At 60.0% G+C, this 16,262-nt stretch carries 17 protein-coding genes and 2 riboswitches; of the genes, 11 read left to right on the forward strand and 6 right to left on the reverse strand.

The features are described from left to right. Positions 1-5 precede the first annotated feature (5 nt). Positions 6-935, reverse strand: coding sequence for a LysR substrate-binding domain-containing protein (locus FGL86_RS08545; protein WP_147184171.1), 930 nt, complete (start codon positions 933-935; stop codon positions 6-8). A 194-nt stretch (positions 936-1,129) separates the two neighbouring features. On the opposite strand from FGL86_RS08545, the gene FGL86_RS08550 reads away from it, so the two are divergent. The 7 genes from FGL86_RS08550 to FGL86_RS08580 all read left to right on the forward strand — a co-directional run bounded on the left by FGL86_RS08550 (position 1,130) and on the right by FGL86_RS08580 (position 8,526). Then, positions 1,130-2,509, forward strand: coding sequence for an L-serine ammonia-lyase (locus tag FGL86_RS08550; RefSeq protein ID WP_147184172.1), 1,380 nt, complete (start codon positions 1,130-1,132; stop codon positions 2,507-2,509). A 162-nt stretch (positions 2,510-2,671) separates the two neighbouring features. Further along, positions 2,672-3,781, forward strand: a complete 1,110-nt coding sequence (locus tag FGL86_RS08555; RefSeq protein WP_147184173.1) for an S-(hydroxymethyl)glutathione dehydrogenase/class III alcohol dehydrogenase — start codon at positions 2,672-2,674, stop codon at positions 3,779-3,781. Between the two features lie 134 nt (positions 3,782-3,915). Next, positions 3,916-4,773, forward strand: coding sequence for an S-formylglutathione hydrolase (gene fghA / locus FGL86_RS08560; protein WP_147184174.1), 858 nt, complete (start codon positions 3,916-3,918; stop codon positions 4,771-4,773). A 99-nt stretch (positions 4,774-4,872) separates the two neighbouring features. Continuing rightward, the gene (mtgA, locus tag FGL86_RS08565; protein ID WP_186764502.1) at positions 4,873-5,577 is read left to right on the forward strand and encodes a monofunctional biosynthetic peptidoglycan transglycosylase; all 705 of its coding nucleotides are present in this window, start codon (positions 4,873-4,875) and stop codon (positions 5,575-5,577) included. 210 nt (positions 5,578-5,787) lie between these two features. Next, the gene (locus FGL86_RS08570; RefSeq protein ID WP_147184176.1) at positions 5,788-6,177 is read left to right on the forward strand and encodes a DUF4168 domain-containing protein; all 390 of its coding nucleotides are present in this window, start codon (positions 5,788-5,790) and stop codon (positions 6,175-6,177) included. A 115-nt stretch (positions 6,178-6,292) separates the two neighbouring features. After that, positions 6,293-6,395, forward strand: a riboswitch (TPP riboswitch). Between the two features lie 47 nt (positions 6,396-6,442). Then, complete coding sequence (locus tag FGL86_RS08575; RefSeq protein WP_147184177.1) at positions 6,443-7,234, forward strand: 3-oxoacyl-ACP reductase; 792 nt, start codon at positions 6,443-6,445, stop codon at positions 7,232-7,234. Then, a complete protein-coding gene (locus tag FGL86_RS08580) occupies positions 7,234-8,526 on the forward strand; it encodes an LLM class flavin-dependent oxidoreductase (RefSeq protein WP_147184178.1) in 1,293 nt (430 codons plus the stop codon). Before FGL86_RS08575 ends, FGL86_RS08580 begins: the two co-directional genes overlap by 1 nt. A gap of 7 nt (positions 8,527-8,533) precedes the next feature. Here the strand turns inward: FGL86_RS08580 and FGL86_RS08585 are convergent, their stop codons facing one another. From FGL86_RS08585 to FGL86_RS08595, 3 genes are all read right to left on the reverse strand, one after another. After that, positions 8,534-8,749, reverse strand: a complete 216-nt coding sequence (locus tag FGL86_RS08585) for a hypothetical protein (RefSeq protein WP_147184179.1) — start codon at positions 8,747-8,749, stop codon at positions 8,534-8,536. A gap of 79 nt (positions 8,750-8,828) precedes the next feature. Then, positions 8,829-9,257, reverse strand: coding sequence for a hypothetical protein (locus tag FGL86_RS08590; RefSeq protein WP_147184180.1), 429 nt, complete (start codon positions 9,255-9,257; stop codon positions 8,829-8,831). 187 nt (positions 9,258-9,444) lie between these two features. Next, positions 9,445-10,890, reverse strand: a complete 1,446-nt coding sequence (locus FGL86_RS08595; RefSeq protein ID WP_147184181.1) for a sodium:solute symporter family protein — start codon at positions 10,888-10,890, stop codon at positions 9,445-9,447. A gap of 86 nt (positions 10,891-10,976) precedes the next feature. Continuing rightward, a riboswitch (TPP riboswitch) is annotated at positions 10,977-11,094 on the reverse strand. 95 nt (positions 11,095-11,189) lie between these two features. Here FGL86_RS08595 and FGL86_RS08600 point away from each other — a divergent pair. Both FGL86_RS08600 and FGL86_RS08605 read left to right on the forward strand, forming a co-directional pair. Further along, complete coding sequence (locus tag FGL86_RS08600) at positions 11,190-12,605, forward strand: bifunctional enoyl-CoA hydratase/phosphate acetyltransferase (protein ID WP_246131772.1); 1,416 nt, start codon at positions 11,190-11,192, stop codon at positions 12,603-12,605. Next, positions 12,602-13,786 carry an acetate/propionate family kinase gene (locus FGL86_RS08605; protein ID WP_147184182.1) on the forward strand — a complete coding sequence of 395 codons (1,185 nt, stop codon included), beginning with the start codon at positions 12,602-12,604 and terminating at the stop codon, positions 13,784-13,786. The genes FGL86_RS08600 and FGL86_RS08605 overlap by 4 nt, the downstream gene beginning before the upstream one ends. A 66-nt stretch (positions 13,787-13,852) precedes the next feature. On the opposite strand, the gene FGL86_RS08610 is transcribed toward FGL86_RS08605, so the two are convergent. Then, positions 13,853-14,050, reverse strand: a complete 198-nt coding sequence (locus FGL86_RS08610) for a CsbD family protein (protein WP_147184183.1) — start codon at positions 14,048-14,050, stop codon at positions 13,853-13,855. A gap of 372 nt (positions 14,051-14,422) precedes the next feature. On the opposite strand from FGL86_RS08610, the gene FGL86_RS08615 reads away from it, so the two are divergent. Next, positions 14,423-14,851: a hypothetical protein gene (locus FGL86_RS08615; protein ID WP_147184184.1), complete on the forward strand. Its 429-nt coding sequence runs from the start codon at positions 14,423-14,425 to the stop codon at positions 14,849-14,851. 274 nt (positions 14,852-15,125) lie between these two features. Continuing rightward, positions 15,126-15,527, forward strand: coding sequence for a hypothetical protein (locus FGL86_RS08620; protein WP_147184185.1), 402 nt, complete (start codon positions 15,126-15,128; stop codon positions 15,525-15,527). Positions 15,528-15,694: 167 nt separating this feature from the next. Here FGL86_RS08620 and FGL86_RS08625 read toward each other — a convergent pair whose 3' ends face one another. Then, complete coding sequence (locus tag FGL86_RS08625; protein WP_147184186.1) at positions 15,695-16,255, reverse strand: PRC-barrel domain-containing protein; 561 nt, start codon at positions 16,253-16,255, stop codon at positions 15,695-15,697. Between the last annotated feature and the right edge of the window lie 7 nt (positions 16,256-16,262).

Here is a 16,262-nt window from a genome sequence, read left to right on the forward strand (position 1 = left end):
GGCGGTCAGGGCTCGCTGGTGACGGCGCGGCGGGCTTCCTCCACGATCCAGTCATGCACCGCCCGCACCCGACGATCGTCCAGGGCGCCCGGGGAGTGAACGATACCATAGCGCTTGCCGGTAGTGACCCGCTGGGTAAAGGGCGCGATCAAGACACCGGTCTTGAGCTCGTTGGTGATCAGTGTCTGCCGGGCGATGGCCACCCCCATGCCGTTGATCGCTGCCTCCATGGTCAACTGGTTGCGGTTGAAGGTATAGCCGCGGCGCACATTGTGGTTCGGCGCGTCGATGGCTTGGAGGTAGTGTTCCCATTCCGCGTGATCGTGGCTGCCTCGCCAGGCGGTGACATCGTGCAGCAGCGGGTACCAGGCTAGGTCCGCCGGGCGCCGCAGTGGCGGCTTGCCGCGCATCAGGGACGGCGCGCAGACCGGGAATATCACTTCATCCATCAGCGGCGTGATATGAAAGCGCGGGTAATGGCCGTCGTTGAGATCCAGGGCCAGCTCGAAATCTCCGTCCCGCAGGGGAAGGTTGCTGTCCTCGGCGATGACTCGCAGCTCGATATCCGGAAAGCGCGCCTGTAGCCGTGGCAGCCGTGGCATGACCCACTTGAGTAGGAAGGAAGGTACCGAGCGCAGCCGCAGCACGCCGCTCATTACCCCGCTACGTAGACGGCGAACCTCCTGACCTACCGTCTGATAAGCATCGTCTACCACTCGCGCCAGACGTCGTCCCTCGTCCGTCAGCTCCAACTGCCGGGGACGCCGGAGAAACAGCTTGAATCCCAAGCGCTCCTCGAGCTGCTTGATCTGCTGACTGACGGCGCCAGTGGTCACGTGCAGTTCTTCCGCCGCCAAGGTGAAGGAAAGATGACGTGCGCTGACCGCGAAGACCTTGAGCCAGGCATGGGTCTGGCCATTGAGCGTCTGGTTCATTGCCGGCTCCGGAAAAGAGATCCTGAGGATTATGGTTTAGTAAAACTAAACTACTGGCCAGTTATTCTCCCTTGCCAAGGCGGATTTCTCGAGACACGCTATAGTCAAAGTATCAGTCAAACAAAATATCCGGCGAAACCCATCTAACAATAGCGATGCAAGCGAGATCTTTCTCGCTTCATCAGGAGGATGTCATGGCAATCAGCGTGTTCGACCTGTTCAAGATCGGTGTGGGGCCATCCAGCTCGCATACCGTGGGCCCGATGCGGGCCGCTTATGATTTCGTGGCGGAGCTGCGTGAGCAGGATCTGCTCGAGCGGGTCGCGGGTGTCGAGGTCGCGCTTTATGGCTCGCTTTCCGCTACCGGCATTGGTCACGGCACCGATCTCGCGGTGATCATGGGCTTGATGGGTGAGCGCCCTGACAAGATCGATCCGAGCATCATCAATCCTTGTATCGAGGAACTTCAGGAAGCCCAGACCCTGATGCTGGACAATCGCTACGCGATTCCCTTCGTCTGGCAGCGGGACATGCGGCTGCTTGACGAAAGTCTGCCCCATCATCCCAACGCCATGCGTCTGATCGCTCACGGCCATAAAGAAGAGCTGTATCGCAACACCTATTATTCCGTGGGTGGCGGTTTCGTGATCGATGAGGCTCAGGCCCAGGCAGGCGAATTGGACACGGATAGCACCACGCTGCCCTTTGATTTCAACTCCGCGGAACAGCTGCTGGCGCTGTGCAAGAAACACGATTTCACCATCAGCCAACTGATGCTGGAGAACGAGAAGGCCTGGCGAAGCGAAGCGGAAATTCGCAGCGAGCTATGGCGCATCTGGGAGGCCATGAAAGACTGCGTCGACGCGGGGCTGCACCAAGGGGGTATATTGCCCGGCGGACTCAACGTCAAGCGCCGCGCGAAAGCGCTGCACGAGCGGCTGCTGGCCATGGAGGATAGCCAGAGCCTGATCGCCTCGACGTTTTCCGCCATGGACTGGGTCAACGTCTTCGCCCTGGCGGTCAACGAGGAAAACGCCGCCGGTGGACGCATGGTCACCGCCCCCACCAATGGCGCGGCGGGCATCATCCCGGCGGTGCTGCACTACTACATGAAGTTCCAGCCCGGGGCGGACGAGAAGGACGTGGTGGATTTCCTGCTGGCCGCCGGCGCGGTGGGCATCCTGTGCAAGAAGAACGCCTCGATTTCCGGCGCCGAGGTGGGCTGCCAGGGCGAGGTGGGCTCCGCCTGCGCCATGGCGGCGGCTGGGCTGGCGGAGTTGATGTTCGGCACCCCGGCCCAGGTGGAAAACGCCGCGGAAATCGGCCTCGAGCACAACCTGGGGCTGACCTGCGATCCGGTGGGCGGCCTGGTGCAGGTGCCCTGCATCGAGCGTAACGCCATCGCCTCGGTGAAGGCGATCAACGCGGCGCTGATGGCCATGCGCGGTGACGGTGAGCACTTCATCTCCCTGGACAAGGTGATCCGCACCATGCGCGACACCGGCGCCGACATGCAGGAGAAATACAAGGAAACATCGAAGGGCGGGCTGGCGGTCAATGCCATCGAGTGCTGAGAAGGTTTCGAAAAATTTTTAGCGATCAACCCTTTGGCGCCGCTTGGCGCCTTTTTTTGGCTTGCCCTAATGGACACTCTTTCTATACTGGCCAGACAACACGTTCATTACCTACGCTGAGGCAGTCATGGCTTCAGCCTCGTTACCCAAGGAGACTCAAGAATGAAATCACGTGCCGCGATTGCACTGGAAGCCGGCAAGCCCTTGGAGCTTGCGGAAATCGATGTGGAAGGCCCCAAGGCTGGTGAAGTGCTGGTACGCATTGCCGCCACCAGCGTCTGCCACACGGATGCCTATACGCTTTCCGGCAAGGATCCAGAAGGACTGTTTCCTTCCGTGCTGGGTCATGAAGGCGCCGGGGTGGTGGAGGAGGTCGGCGAGGGTGTCACCGATCTTCAGGTCGGTGATCACGTGATTCCGCTCTATACCGCGGAGTGCGGTCAGTGCAAGTTCTGTCTCTCCGGCAAGACCAACCTGTGCAGCGCGGTGCGCGCGACCCAGGGACAGGGGCTGATGCCGGACGGCACCACGCGCTTCTCCTTCGAAGGCAAGCCGCTGCACCATTACATGGGCTGCTCGACCTTTTCCGAATATACCGTGCTGCCTCAGGTGTCCTTGGCCAAGGTATCCAAGGAAGCGCCCATGGACAAGATCTGTCTGCTGGGCTGCGGGGTGACCACCGGTATCGGCGCGGTGCGCAACACCGCCAAGGTGGAGCCGGGTTCCACGGTGGCGGTGTTCGGCCTCGGTGCCATCGGCCTGGCGGTGATCCAGGGCGCCCAGATCGCCAAGGCGGGTCGCATCATCGCCATCGACGTCAATCCGGACAAGTTCGAACTGGCGCGCCAGTTCGGTGCCACGGAGTTCGTCAATCCCAAGGATTACTCCGACCCCATCCAGCAGGTGATCGTCGATCTCACTGACGGCGGCGTCGACTACTCCTTCGAGTGCATCGGCAACGTCAACGTCATGCGCTCGGCGCTGGAATGCTGCCATAAGGGCTGGGGTGAGTCGATCATCATCGGCGTGGCCGGCGCCGGAGAGGAAATCTCCACCCGCCCGTTTCAGCTGGTCACCGGTCGGGTCTGGAAAGGCTCCGCCTTCGGCGGCGTCAAGGGGCGCAGCGAGCTGCCTGGCTATGTCGAGGACTACATGAACGGCAAGGTCAAGATCGACGAGTTCATCACCCACGACATGTCCTTCGAAAAGATCAACGAAGCCTTCGATTTGCTGCACAAGGGTGAAAGTATTCGCACCGTGCTCCACTATTGACAGGCGCCCGACCCCGCGCCGCTGACAGGCGCCGATCCCACGCCGCTGACGGGCGCTTGAAATCGCGCCATTGACAGGCCCCTCCGCTGACGGTTTCGCGGCCGGAGGGCTTTCTCGATCAAGGAGAGACGACCATGACCATGACGGAATCCCTGGAGCTGGTTTCCGAGACCAAGTGTTTCGACGGCTGGCTCAAGCGCTACAAGCATCATTCCCGAGCGCTGGACTGCGAGATGATCTTCGCCATCTATCTGCCCCCTCAGGCGGAAAGCGAGCGGGTGCCGCTCTTGTGGTGGCTTTCGGGGCTGACCTGCAACGACGAGAACTTCATGCAGAAGGCCGGTGCCCAGAAGCTGGCTTCCCAGTTGGGCATCGCCATTCTATGCCCGGATACCAGTCCTCGCGGTCTCGATCTACCCGGAGAGCACGACAGCTATGACTTCGGCTCCGGCGCGGGCTTCTACGTCAACGCCACCCAGGAGCCCTGGTCGCGTCACTACCGCATGTACGACTACGTCACGGAAGAGCTGCCTTCCGTGGCGCGCCAGCACTTTCCGCTCAACGGCCGCGAGTCCATCAGCGGCCATTCCATGGGCGGCCACGGCGCGCTGATACTGGCGCTGCGTCATCCCGGACGCTACAGTTCGGTATCGGCGTTCTCCCCGGTGGTCAATCCCATCGACAGTCCTTGGGGCAAGAAGGCCTTCAGCAACTACCTGGGCGAGGATAAGGGCGCCTGGACCCAGTACGACGCCTGCGAGCTGGTCGCCAAGGGCGCCTCCAGCCAGCCGCTGTTTGTCGATCAAGGCGAAGCGGACAACTTCCTCGAGGAACAGCTCAAGCCGGAGCGGCTCGAGGCGGTCTGCGAGGAGCACGATCATCCTCTGACCCTGCGGCGCCATCCGGGCTACGACCATAGCTACTTCTTTATCGCGACCTTCATCGACGATCATCTGCGCTATCACGCGGAGCATCTGCACAAGAAGCGCTAGACGTAAAGACGTCAGTGATGGTATCGCCGGCCTTGGGCCGGCGTTCTCGTTTCTCGTCCTTGTTATACTGCGGCTTCACTTCACGACGCGAGGTCTATCATGTCCCGATCCTGGCAGCGCAAGACGCTGCGGTGGCTGCTCGTCGGCGTGCTAGGCTTCGTGGCGGTGTCCTTGATCCTGGTGCTGTTGTTTCGCGTGGTGCCGGTGTTCGGTTCCATGGTGATGGTGGAGCGCAAGGTACAGTCCTGGATCGCCGGAGAGCCGCTGGATATTCAGCACAGCTGGCGTTCCTGGGACGAGCTTTCGGTCCATGCCAAGCTGGCGGTGATCGCTGCGGAAGATCAGCGCTTCCCGGATCATTACGGCTTCGATTTCAAGCAGATTCGGCGTGCGCTGGAAGCGAAGTTCAACGGTGGCAAGCTGCGTGGGGCCAGTACCATCAGCCAGCAGACCGCCAAGAATCTGTTTCTCTGGACCGGGCGCGACTGGGTGAGAAAGGCCCTCGAAGCCTGGTTTACCCTGTTGATCGAAATCCTGTGGCCCAAGGAAAGGATTCTCGAAGTGTATCTCAATATCGTCGAATGGGACGATGGCGTGTTCGGTCTGGAAGCCGCATCGCGGCATTATTTCGGTGTCTCCGCCGATCAGTTGAGTCCGCTGCAGGCGAGTCGTCTGGCGGCTATCTTGCCCAATCCTCGTCAATGGGATGCGGCGTCGCCCAGCCCGCGTATTGAAGGGCGCAGCCGCTGGATTCGTCAGCAGATGCATAATCTGGGCGGAAAGCGCTATCTGGAGCGGCTTTGAAAGCGGGATCGCGAGCGAGTGTTGTTGAGAAAATCTGATCTCGTGGAGAGTGGCTTGCCTCACACTATCGATTGGTTTGTCGGTCTGTGGCGACGCGATACGGCAATTTATTACGCAATATTGCGATTTATTACGAGAAAGCATTGAACCCAAGGACACAAGTATCGTCCCATGGTGGCACACATATGACAGATCCTAGGAGGTATGACCATGCAACGGATGACTGCACTGTTTTCCGCTGTTCTTCTTTCCGCAGGTGTGATGGCTGCTCCAGCAATGGCGCAAGACACCGATGCACAAACCCAGCAGCCACAAGCTCAGTCCGCCGCGCCGGCGACTGACTTCTCCGATGAGCAGCTCCAGCAGTTTGCCGATGCCTCTCAGGAAATTGCCGCGATTTCTCAGGAATACAGCGACAAACTGCAATCCGCGGACGATGAATCCGCCAAGCAGGAAGTCCGCATGGAAGCCAACGACAAGATGGTTGCCGTGGTGGAGGATAGCGGTCTGGATGTGGAAACCTTCAACGCCATCGGTCAGGCGATCCAGCAGGATCCTCAACTGATGCAGCGCGTGCAGGGAATGGTCGCCGATCAGTGAGCGCTCGCTAGTTGCTGTACATTCGATCGATCGTTGTGAAAGCCTCCTTCGGGAGGCTTTCGCGTTTTGAGTGCCTGTTTCACTGTTCTATCTAGCGTCGATACGCTATGGTCGAGTTCACGACACGGGGTGTCGGTTGGCAGCGCCATCCGGCTGAGAGAACACCCGTCGAACCTGATTCAGTTCACACTGGCGAAGGGATGTCGACTCAGCAAGACGACATGCCTTCGTACGACAATACAGAAAAGTACGCCAAGGACATGTCATGCCACTTTCTTCCTGCTCCCCTGTCTCCTTTCCTCTCGACCAGCAGATCGTGCTGATCACCGGCGGCGCTCGCGGGGTCGGCGAACGCCTGACCCGTGCGTTTCTCGGACAGGGTGCCCGGGTGGTAGTCAATTATCTCGAAAGCCGCGAGGCAGCGAACGCTCTGGCCACGGCATCACAAGGCAAGGCCTTGGCGATGCAGGCAGATGTGACGGATTCTCGGGCGGTGGCCGCGCTGGTCGCCGAGGCGCAAGCATATTTCGGCGCGCCCATCACCACGGTGATCAATAACGCCTTGCCAAGGTTCTCCTTCGACGGCGATGCTCGGCCCCAGGCGGACAGCCTGGGCTGGGAGAGCCTTCAACAGCAGTTCGAGGGGGTGGTGCGCGGTGCCTTGAATACTACTCAGGCCGTACTTCCCGGCATGCGGGAGCAGGGCTTCGGACGCATCGTCAATATCGGCACCAACCTGTTCCAGAATCCGGTGGTGCCCTATCACGACTACACCGCCGCCAAGGCGGCGCTGCTGTCGCTGACCCGCACGCTTTCCCAGGATCTGGGGCCGGATAACATCACCGTCAACATGATTTCCGGTGGACTGCTGCGCACCACGGATGCTTCCAGTGCAACGCCGGAGGAAGTCTTCGAGCTGATCGCTGCCAATACGCCGCTGCGCCGGGTCACCACCCCGGAGGAGTTCGCCGATGCGGCGCTGTTCTTCGCCTCGCATTGGGCTCGGGCGGTGACCGGTCAGAACCTGGTGGTGGACGGCGGCCTGGTGAAGAACTGATGGCCCGCGATCAGCTTCACCTCAACCTGTTCATCCTCGGCTGCGGTCATCACAAGGCGGCCTGGCGTCATCCGGCATCCGCCGCGGAGCGGCTCGGGGATATTCGCTACTATGAGGAGCTGGCGCGCATCGCCGAGCGGGGCAAGCTCGATGCGGTATTCTTCGCCGACAGCATGGCCACCGGTAGCGTGGAAGACGGCTTCTACTGGCATCTGGAACCGCTCACCGCGCTTTCCGCCATAAGCCGTGCCACCGAGCGCATCGGCCTGATCGGCACCGTGTCCAGCACCTTCTACACGCCGTTCCATGCCGCGCGGCTAGTGGCGTCCCTGGATCATATCTCCGCGGGGCGGATGGGGTGGAACCTGGTGACCTCCATGTTCGACAGCGAAGCGCGCAACCACAACTACAAAGCCATGCCGGATCACGCGGCCCGCTATGCCCGGGCGGAGGAGTTCGTCGAGGCGGTGTTGGCGCTCTGGGACTCCTGGCAGGACGACGCCATCGAGTGTGATCGCCAAGGGCGCTACGCGGATCCAGCCAAAGTGAAAAAGATTCATCACCACGGCGAACACTTCCTGGTGGACGGCCCGCTCAACCTGCCGCGCCCGCCCCAGGGGCATCCGGTGCTGGTGCAAGCGGGAGCCTCCGAGCAGGGGCGGGATCTGGCAGCACGTTACGCAGAGGCGATATACGCGGTGGCCTTCGATCTCGAGGCAGCCCAGCAGTACTACCGTGATATCAAGGCTCGGGTACAGGCGGCGGGGCGACACGATCCGGTGCCTATCCTGCCGGGGCTGGTCACTTACGTGGGTTCCACGGAGGCGGAGGCCAAGGCCAAGCAGCGGGAGCTGGATGAATGCCTGCCGGTGGCAGCGTCCCTGCGCCAGCTGGGGCTGTTCATCGAACAGGACTGCTCGGACTGGGAGCTGGACGCGCCGGTACCGGAACTGCCGCCCTTGGAGGACTTCAGCGGTCCCCAGGGGCGTTACGCCACTATTCTGCGTATCGTCGAAACCGAGCAGCCGACCCTGCGGGAACTGCTGGGAAGGCTCGCCGCCGGAGGCGGGCATTGCACCCTGGTGGGCACGCCGGAGAGCATCGCCGATGAAATGGAGCGCTGGTTTCGCAATGAGGGGGCGGACGGCTTCAATCTGATGCCGCCGTCGCTGCCCGGCGGCATCGAGGATTTCGTCGATCAGGTGGTGCCGGAACTGCAGCGTCGCGGCCTGTTTCGCCAGGAGTATCAGGCCACCACGCTGCGCGGGCATCTGGGACTCGAGCGTCCTTAGCACCTGATCAAGGATCGAAGCGCCGGTTGAGCAGGCCCATCGGGAAGATCATTAGCGTACTCAACGGACCGCTCGGCAGAAAGCCGGTGCGCAGCGCCCGATTGTCCCGGGCCGCATGGACCCGCTGCCAGTTGCCCTGATAGAAAAGCCCGGTTAGCAGCACTGCGATAAAGGAAACCAAGGCCAAGCAGCGGGAGTTGGACGCACCTGGACGTCGATGCACCCATGTGAACACTTGCCATCGCCGGGTTAGCGCCTGGCAGCGCACGGTGCTGTATGCGGTAGCACACAGCACCAAACGACTATTGCCGTGGTAATACGGCAACAGGCCCGATCTCACGGAATTCGCAGGTATCTACAGCCGTGATGCCGGTCTCTTCGGTAAAAATGGTGTTCAACTGATCGCTGAGGGCAACCGCACTTTCCATGGCTTCATCACGATCGGATCCGTCGACGACAATGAACACACCCTCCTTCAACTGCCCAAGGTAGTGCGCACGTTTGACAGTGCCTTCGTCCGCCAGTTTCTGCATGACAGTGATCCAGCGCGGGAAAGCTTGGTTGAACTGATCCATCGTCAGCTCCTGCCCTTCAGGCGGTTCACAAATGATCAGTACACTGCCCTGTTCAAAGACCACGTTGTACTGGTTGGTATCAGACAAGGCCGTTCCGGAGACGCCACCAAAGGCAAACACGGTCAGCGCGGCGAGGGCCAGCTTGGGAATATTCATTGTCGGTATCCTTGTTGTGATAGCTCATTTACCATTTTACTTTGCATAAAAACAATTAACAATGTTAATAATGTTAATAGGGCTGAGAGCTCTCCTGCCCGCCTACCCGCCGTTGCTATTCAGCTTCTACGGCGATCATGTTCGAGGCGGCGCTGATGGTTGTGTCGGCGCTGCTCTCCAGCTAGCTCTATTGGTGATCGAAGCGCCGCACGCCGGCGCTTAGCGTGGCAAAGTCGAAGCGCTCCCGGGTCGGCAGGACCATCATCAGCATCAGCGCCACGGCGACCGGAACGAAGGTCGCCAGCAGGAAGGATTCCATCAGGGTATCGAGCTGATCTCCCGGCGCCGGGAATATCCATAGTCCAGCGACGAGGCCGCTCAAGGTGGCAATCACGGCGCCACGGCCGTCGAAGCGCCGGTTGAACAGGCCGAAGAACACCGGGAAGGCGGCGGCGCAGCAGAACAGATCCGCCAGCAAAAACAGGTACAGCACGCTGTAGCCCTGGGAGGCGACGATCATCACCGGAATCGCCAGCAGGAAGATCAGCCAGCGGGAGGCAGCCATCAGCCGAGCGCCGCTGGCGTTAGGCACCAGCCGCCCGCCGTCCACGGCGATCATGCTCGAGGCGGCGCTGATGGTTGTATCGGCGCTGCTCATCACCAGCGCCAGCCCCAGCACGATCAGGGCGACGGCGAACCAGGCGGGAATATCTGTCAGGAGCACGCTGAACAGCGCCACGGAGCCGTCTCCGGGCATTCCGAGGCCGACGAAAGCCAGGCCAAACAGGCCCATCAGGAAGATCATCGGCGTGCTCAACAGCCCGCCCAGCAGAAAGCCGGTGCGCACTGCCCGGTTGTCCCGGGCCGCATAGACCCGCTGCCAGTTGCCCTGGTAGAAAAGTCCGGTCAGCAGCACCGCGATAAAGAACGTCAGTCCCGCTTTCAGGCCGCCGATATCCGCCAGATTGAGCAGCTGCGGCGCCTTGTCCGCCAGCCCCGCCAGAGTGGGCTCGATGCCGCCGGCGGCCTGCCAGCCGAATACCAGCAGCACGATCAGCAGCGGCATGATGACGATCATCTGTACCTTGTCCGTGAAGATCGAGGCGCGCAGCCCGCCATACAGGGTGTAAAGCAGGGTGGCGCCCATCACGATCAGGCTGGTGACCCAAAGCGGTACCGGCGCCAGCAGTTCGATCATCCTGGCTACCGCGGTAATACCCGCTGCCAGGGAAATAAACAGGTAGAACAGCATGATGACCAGGGTGATGGCGTACATGCCGCGCCCGTAGCGAGTCATCACGAACTCGGTCAGGGAATGGCCTTGGGGCGCCAGTTCCCGCAGGCGCCGGCCGAGAGGAATCATCACCAGGCGCGGCGCCAGGGAGCCCAGAGCATAACCGGTGATCGCCGCCAGGCCGCCCCAGGTCGCCGCCTGGGCCGGACCGAACAGTATCCAGGTGCCCAGGGTGGAGGCCATCAGGGTCAGCACCGTGGCGGTGGCGCTCTGGCTGTTGCGGGCAATGATGAAGTCTTCCAGGCTTTCCTGGTGACGTCGGGCATAGAGCATGCCCGCAAGGGCGAACAGGGATGCGAACAGCAGCAGCCACAGGATGGTCGAGAACGTATCGAGCATTGGCTCCTCCAAGGCATCGCCTAGCTGACGATGCAAGGCAAGGGGACCGGTATGCCAAGGTGAAGTGCGGTAGGAGGGGGAGCAGTGTAGAAAGGCGCTTCCTTCCCTTCGCCGGCATGATCCGGATCAGGTTCAAAGGGTTACCGAAGCGATAGAATCGACCACGGAATCTCAGTCCAGCCAAGGACTCCCCCAGGAATGGCGAAATCCTAGAGGGTTGTTGTTAGGCTTGTCAATCGCGACGCTCGTTCAGTTGATCGAAGTGAAAATGTCGATAACGCATCATAGTGAGGTGAGTTTTGCCACAGGACATGATCGAGAACCTGACCTTCGATGAGATTCAGGTCGGTGATCAGGCGCAATTGGAGCGAGCACTGACGCTGCAGGATATCAAGCTGTTCGCGATTATTTCCGGGGATGTCAATCCCGCTCACGTGGACGAGGACTACGCTCGCAGCAGCCGCTTTCATGAGGTGGTTGGCCACGGTATGTGGGGCGGCTCCTTGATCTCCACGGTGCTTGGTACTCAGCTCCCTGGGCCTGGGACCATCTATCTCGGCCAGACACTACGTTTTTTGAAGCCGGTCAAGCTGGGAGATCGGCTGACAGTGGTTGTAACGGTGAAAGCCAAGGATAGCGACGGGCAGCAGGTATTGCTGGACTGCGAGTGTCGTAATCAACTGGGTGAAGCGATCATCAGTGGCGAAGCTCGGGTACTGGCGCCCCGGGAAAAGATTCGCCGACCCCGCTGGCTGGCACCAGAGGTGCACCTGGCGGAACGCACTCATCTTCATCGGCTGATGGCCGCCGCTCTGGAAGAGTCCGCACTGGCCACCGCCGTGGTACATCCGGTGGATGCGCTTTCTCTGCGCGGTGCCCTGGACGCGGCAGAGGCAGGATTGATCGAGCCCGTTCTGGTCGGTCCCGCGCACAAGATTCAGGCCGTGGCAGAGCAGGAAGGCCTCAGTATCGACGCCTATTCCCTGATAGATACGCCCCATAGCCACGCGGCGGCGGAAAAGGCGGTGGCGCTGGTTCGGGAAGGCAGGGTCCAGGCCTTGATGAAGGGTAGCCAGCATACGGACGAGCTGCTGCGGGCGGTAGTGAAAAAGGATGTCGGGCTACGCACCGAACGCCGCTTGAGCCACGTTTTTGCCTTCGATGTGCCGACCTATTCCCGTCCCTTGTTCATCACCGACGCGGCGATCAATATCTATCCCTCGCTGGAGGACAAGCGGGATATCGTTCAAAACGCCATCGAACTGGCCCACGCCTTGGGGATCGAAGTTCCTCGAGTGGCGGTGCTTTCCGCGGTGGAAACCGTGACGCCGGCCTTACCTTCGACCCTGGAGGCGGCAGCGCTTTGCAAGATGGCGGATCGCGGCCAGATCAAAGGCGGTCTGATCGACGGCCCGCTGGCCTTCGACAACGCGGTGTCGCCGCAAGCCGCCGAAACCAAGGGCATCGTTTCCCCGGTTGCCGGCCAGGCGGACATTCTGGTGGCGCCGGACCTGGAAGCCGCCAATATGCTGGCCAAGCAGCTGGAATACCTGGGCGGCGCGGAAGGCGCGGGTATCGCGCTTGGCGCACGGGTGCCGATCATTTTGACCAGCCGGGCGGACGATGCCATCACCCGTATGGCATCCTGTGCCCTCGCGGTGCTCTTCGATCGTTTTCAGCGTGCCGGTGGTTTTCAACAGGGAAAGGTTAAATGAAAGACGCGATTCTGATACTCAACAGCGGCTCTTCCAGCATCAAGTTCGGACTCTATGATGGAGACCACGCCAGCCTCCCGTTGATTGGGCACGGTCAGATCGAGGGAATCGGTTCCACGCCTCGACTCTACGCAGAGGATCGCCACAACGCACCGATCATCGACAAGTCTCTCGAGGAAGGCTGTAGCCACGGTCAGGCCATGGCGGCGCTGGTGGAGTGGGGGCGGACTCGCGAGGCGGCTCGGGATATTACCGCCGTGGGTCACCGGGTCGTGCATGGCGGCAACCTGTTCAGCGGACCAGTCAGAGTCGATGAGCGGGTACTCGGCGAGCTCGACAAGCTCAACCCTTTGGCGCCTCTACATCAGCCCCACAACCTGGCAGGCATTCGCTCCCTGGCGGCTCTCGAGCCGGATCTGATCCAGGTGGCCTGCTTCGATACCGCCTTTCACTGTCAGCTGCCCAAGGTGGCGAAACAGTTCGCCCTGCCGCCGCGACTCTACGAGGACGGGGTGCGTCGCTACGGCTTCCACGGCCTTTCCTACGAGTACATGGCGGAAATCCTGCCGAGTATCATCGGTGAAAGGACCGCCGCCGGGCGAGTCGTGGTGGCTCATCTGGGTAATGGCGCCAGCATGTGCGCCCTCAAGGAAGGCCGCAGTATCGCCACCACCATGGGGTTTACCGCCCTGGACGGCCTGCCCATGGGGACTCGCTGCGGCAACCTCGACCCGGGAGTAGTGCTGTATCTGCAAAGCGAATGGGGAATGAGCAGCGCGGAGGTGGCGGAACTGCTCTATCACCAGTCGGGGCTTCTCGGCATGTCCGGCATCAGCAATGACATGCGCGAGCTGTTGGCAAGCGACGCCCAGAGCGCCAAGGAAGCCATCGCACTTTATGTCTACCGGATCAATCGTGAGCTGGGGGCGTTGACCGCGATCCTGGGCGGGCTGGATGCCTTCGTCTTTACTGCCGGTATCGGCGAGCATGCGGCGCCTATTCGCGCGCGTGTCTGCGAATTGGCGAGCTGGGCGGGAATACGCCTGGATGAGAAGGCTAACGAGGCGCATGGGCCGCGTATCACGACGGAAGATAGCGCGGTTCCGGTGTGGGTGGTGCCGACGGACGAGGAGTGGATGATCGCCCGCCATACTCAAGCCATCGTGCACCAAGCTCATTGATTGAAAGCTTATGCCCATCCTCAAAGGATGGGCGATATCTCGATAGCCGGAGTTATAGAGCCGGAATTATAGCTTCCTGGCCCACTCGTCCGCCTTGCGGTCCGCTTCTTCCTTGCTCATGCCGTACTTGCGCTGGAGCTGACCCACCAGTTGATCCTTGCGACCGCCGATCTGATCCAGCTCGTCGTCGGTCATGTCGCCCCAGCTTTCCTTGGCCTTGCCGCGCACTTCCTTCCAGCTGCCTTCGATCTGATCCCAGTTCATGGTAATTCTCCTTTCGTTCAGCCGTAAAAGATTGCTTACGTTTCTTCCGTTGAGTCAAGCGGTGGAGCCGTTGCTAGCTCCGTTTCACACATTAGCAAGAAAACGATCCCGTTGGCTACCGACCTGAGCGAGCCGCGAACTATTGCCATTCAGGGCGGTCACTATGCAGGCAGTATAGAAGTTTCGAAGATTCAAGGCTTGACGAAGGCCGGTGGTTTGTAAAAGGATGGTTCATGAACGCTAGCGTAATCTGATTGACTTGAAACTCATTCAGCGGTGTTCATGATCGATTCAAGTGCTTGTATAGGCGTAAAAAAAGCAACCGTCGTTGCAACGCTCAAGCCAAAGAAACCTTCCCAAGGAGGTATCAGCATGATGTCCAAGGACTTACTCAAGCAGATCGGGATTATTGGTGTATCGTTTGGTTTGGCGGCAAGCCCGCTGGCGTTTGGGCAAAGCACCAATTCCGACGATATTGCCGACCAGAACAGTGTTCAGACCAATCAGCCTCCCGCCGCGCAAGCGACCGAATCCGCGTCTGATCCTAGGGACAAGATGGATGAAAGTGGCGCCGGTCAGAATCAAGGCGGCGTGTCTTCTCATGAATACGAGTCAGACATGGATGAGCAGTCTCCTGCGGCGGAATCCACCGATTCCGCGTCCAATCCCATGCAGAAAGAGGATCAAGGCGGCTCGGGAATGAATGAAGGCGGTGTTTCTTCCCACGAATATGAGCCGGACATGGATGAGCAATCACCCGCAGCAGAAGCTACCGACTCCGCTTCCAATCCGGCGCAGTAATTCTCGAACAGTGAAATAATGTATTAGCGCCAACGCGAAAACCGCCCTTGATATTAAAGGGCGGTTTTTTGTTGACAAAAAGCCCGGTCAGTGATCGGGCGGTTGCGGCGAACGTGAGCAGGTAGCGTCAATTCGCCGGCCTGTTGGTATCCTGCCTGTCTTGTAATCCATTCACTAACGTTCATACTTGATCCAGGCGTTCATCGATGCACTAGAAATACGCAACGGTCGTGTAACGCTTTCAACAAGGAAAGCTTCCCAAGGAGATATCAGCATGGTGTCCAAGGATTTACTCAAGCAGATCGGGATTATCGGTATATCGTTTGGGTTGGTGGCAAGCCCGTTGACATTTGCCCAGAACGCCACTCAGAACAGCATGGAAAGTAACCAGCCGCCTGCGGCGCAATCCACGGATTCCGCCGCGGATCCTATGGACAAGATGGACGGCAGCAGCGGTAGCGTCGAAGACAACGCGGCTGCTGGTTATGGGCCCAATGCAGACAAGATGTCTCCGGAAGCGGAGGCTACCAATTCTCAAGCTAACCCCATGGAGAAAGCGAGCAGCGGTGGAGGTAGTGTTGAAGGCAACGCGGCTTCTGGCTATGGCCCCAACGCGGATGAAATGTCTCCGGAAGCGGAAGCTACCAATTCTCAAGCCGATCCCATGGCGAAATGAGATACCCATCAGGGTTCCGGTTTAAGCGATAGTGGAAAAACCTGCCCTTAGAAGGCTATGAGCCCGGTGTGGAAAGCATGAAAACGTCTCCTAGTGAGGCGTTTTTTGTTTTGATGTATCAATAAAAATACCCGGTCAAGGACCGGGTATGGAATAGAGAAACGCGCTTAATTTGCGGCTTCGTCCGTGGCCTGCTCCGTCTTGTCGCCGGCGCTTTCAATGGCTTGACCGGCGCTGGTCAGGGCGTCCGAGGTGGCGGCCTTGGTGCTTTCCCAGGCGCTCTGTGCGCCTTGCTTGGTATCCTCCCAGGCGCTGGCAGCGGACTTCTTGGTCTGTGCCCACCAATCGTTATCGTATTCCGGTTGCTGAGTGATTTCCTCTTCCGTCATATCCACATTGACTCGGTATTCCAGATCGTCCAGATCGTCGTCGTTACGGGTCTCGACGGTGAACTTGCCGGTATCGATGACGTATTGGCGAGCGCCCAGATCCAGCAGATTGCTGGTATCCACGACAATGGCGCGTACCTTCATGTCCTCGTCGAGAAGGATATCCTCGACTTCGCCGATGGCTTCGTCCCCGGATTGAGGGCTGAAGACTTCCGCATCCGTCAATTCGTCCGCGGAATAAAGCCCTTGAGGCGCCGCCATGGCACTACCGCTGACGGTCATTCCGGCCGCGACAAGGGCTGCCAGTAGTGTCTTGTTGAATGCTTTTTGCTGAATCATATCCTGC

Origin of the sequence: Pistricoccus aurantiacus (genome assembly GCF_007954585.1) — a bacterium.
GTDB classification, from domain to species: Bacteria; Pseudomonadota; Gammaproteobacteria; order Pseudomonadales; family Halomonadaceae; genus Pistricoccus; species Pistricoccus aurantiacus.

Coding starts and splice junctions, on each gene's coding strand:
- FGL86_RS08620 (WP_147184185.1), top strand. CDS start 15,126: ATGGTGTCCAAGGATTTACTCAAGCAGATCGGGATTATCGGTATATCG.
- fghA (WP_147184174.1), top strand. CDS start 3,916: ATGACCATGACGGAATCCCTGGAGCTGGTTTCCGAGACCAAGTGTTTC.
- FGL86_RS08605 (WP_147184182.1), top strand. CDS start 12,602: ATGAAAGACGCGATTCTGATACTCAACAGCGGCTCTTCCAGCATCAAG.
- FGL86_RS08555 (WP_147184173.1), top strand. CDS start 2,672: ATGAAATCACGTGCCGCGATTGCACTGGAAGCCGGCAAGCCCTTGGAG.
- FGL86_RS08570 (WP_147184176.1), top strand. CDS start 5,788: ATGCAACGGATGACTGCACTGTTTTCCGCTGTTCTTCTTTCCGCAGGT.
- FGL86_RS08595 (WP_147184181.1), bottom strand. CDS start 10,890: ATGCTCGATACGTTCTCGACCATCCTGTGGCTGCTGCTGTTCGCATCC.
- mtgA (WP_186764502.1), top strand. CDS start 4,873: ATGTCCCGATCCTGGCAGCGCAAGACGCTGCGGTGGCTGCTCGTCGGC.
- FGL86_RS08615 (WP_147184184.1), top strand. CDS start 14,423: ATGATGTCCAAGGACTTACTCAAGCAGATCGGGATTATTGGTGTATCG.
- FGL86_RS08610 (WP_147184183.1), bottom strand. CDS start 14,050: ATGAACTGGGATCAGATCGAAGGCAGCTGGAAGGAAGTGCGCGGCAAG.
- FGL86_RS08625 (WP_147184186.1), bottom strand. CDS start 16,255: ATGATTCAGCAAAAAGCATTCAACAAGACACTACTGGCAGCCCTTGTC.
- FGL86_RS08550 (WP_147184172.1), top strand. CDS start 1,130: ATGGCAATCAGCGTGTTCGACCTGTTCAAGATCGGTGTGGGGCCATCC.
- FGL86_RS08590 (WP_147184180.1), bottom strand. CDS start 9,257: ATGAATATTCCCAAGCTGGCCCTCGCCGCGCTGACCGTGTTTGCCTTT.
- FGL86_RS08580 (WP_147184178.1), top strand. CDS start 7,234: ATGGCCCGCGATCAGCTTCACCTCAACCTGTTCATCCTCGGCTGCGGT.
- FGL86_RS08575 (WP_147184177.1), top strand. CDS start 6,443: ATGCCACTTTCTTCCTGCTCCCCTGTCTCCTTTCCTCTCGACCAGCAG.
- FGL86_RS08545 (WP_147184171.1), bottom strand. CDS start 935: ATGAACCAGACGCTCAATGGCCAGACCCATGCCTGGCTCAAGGTCTTC.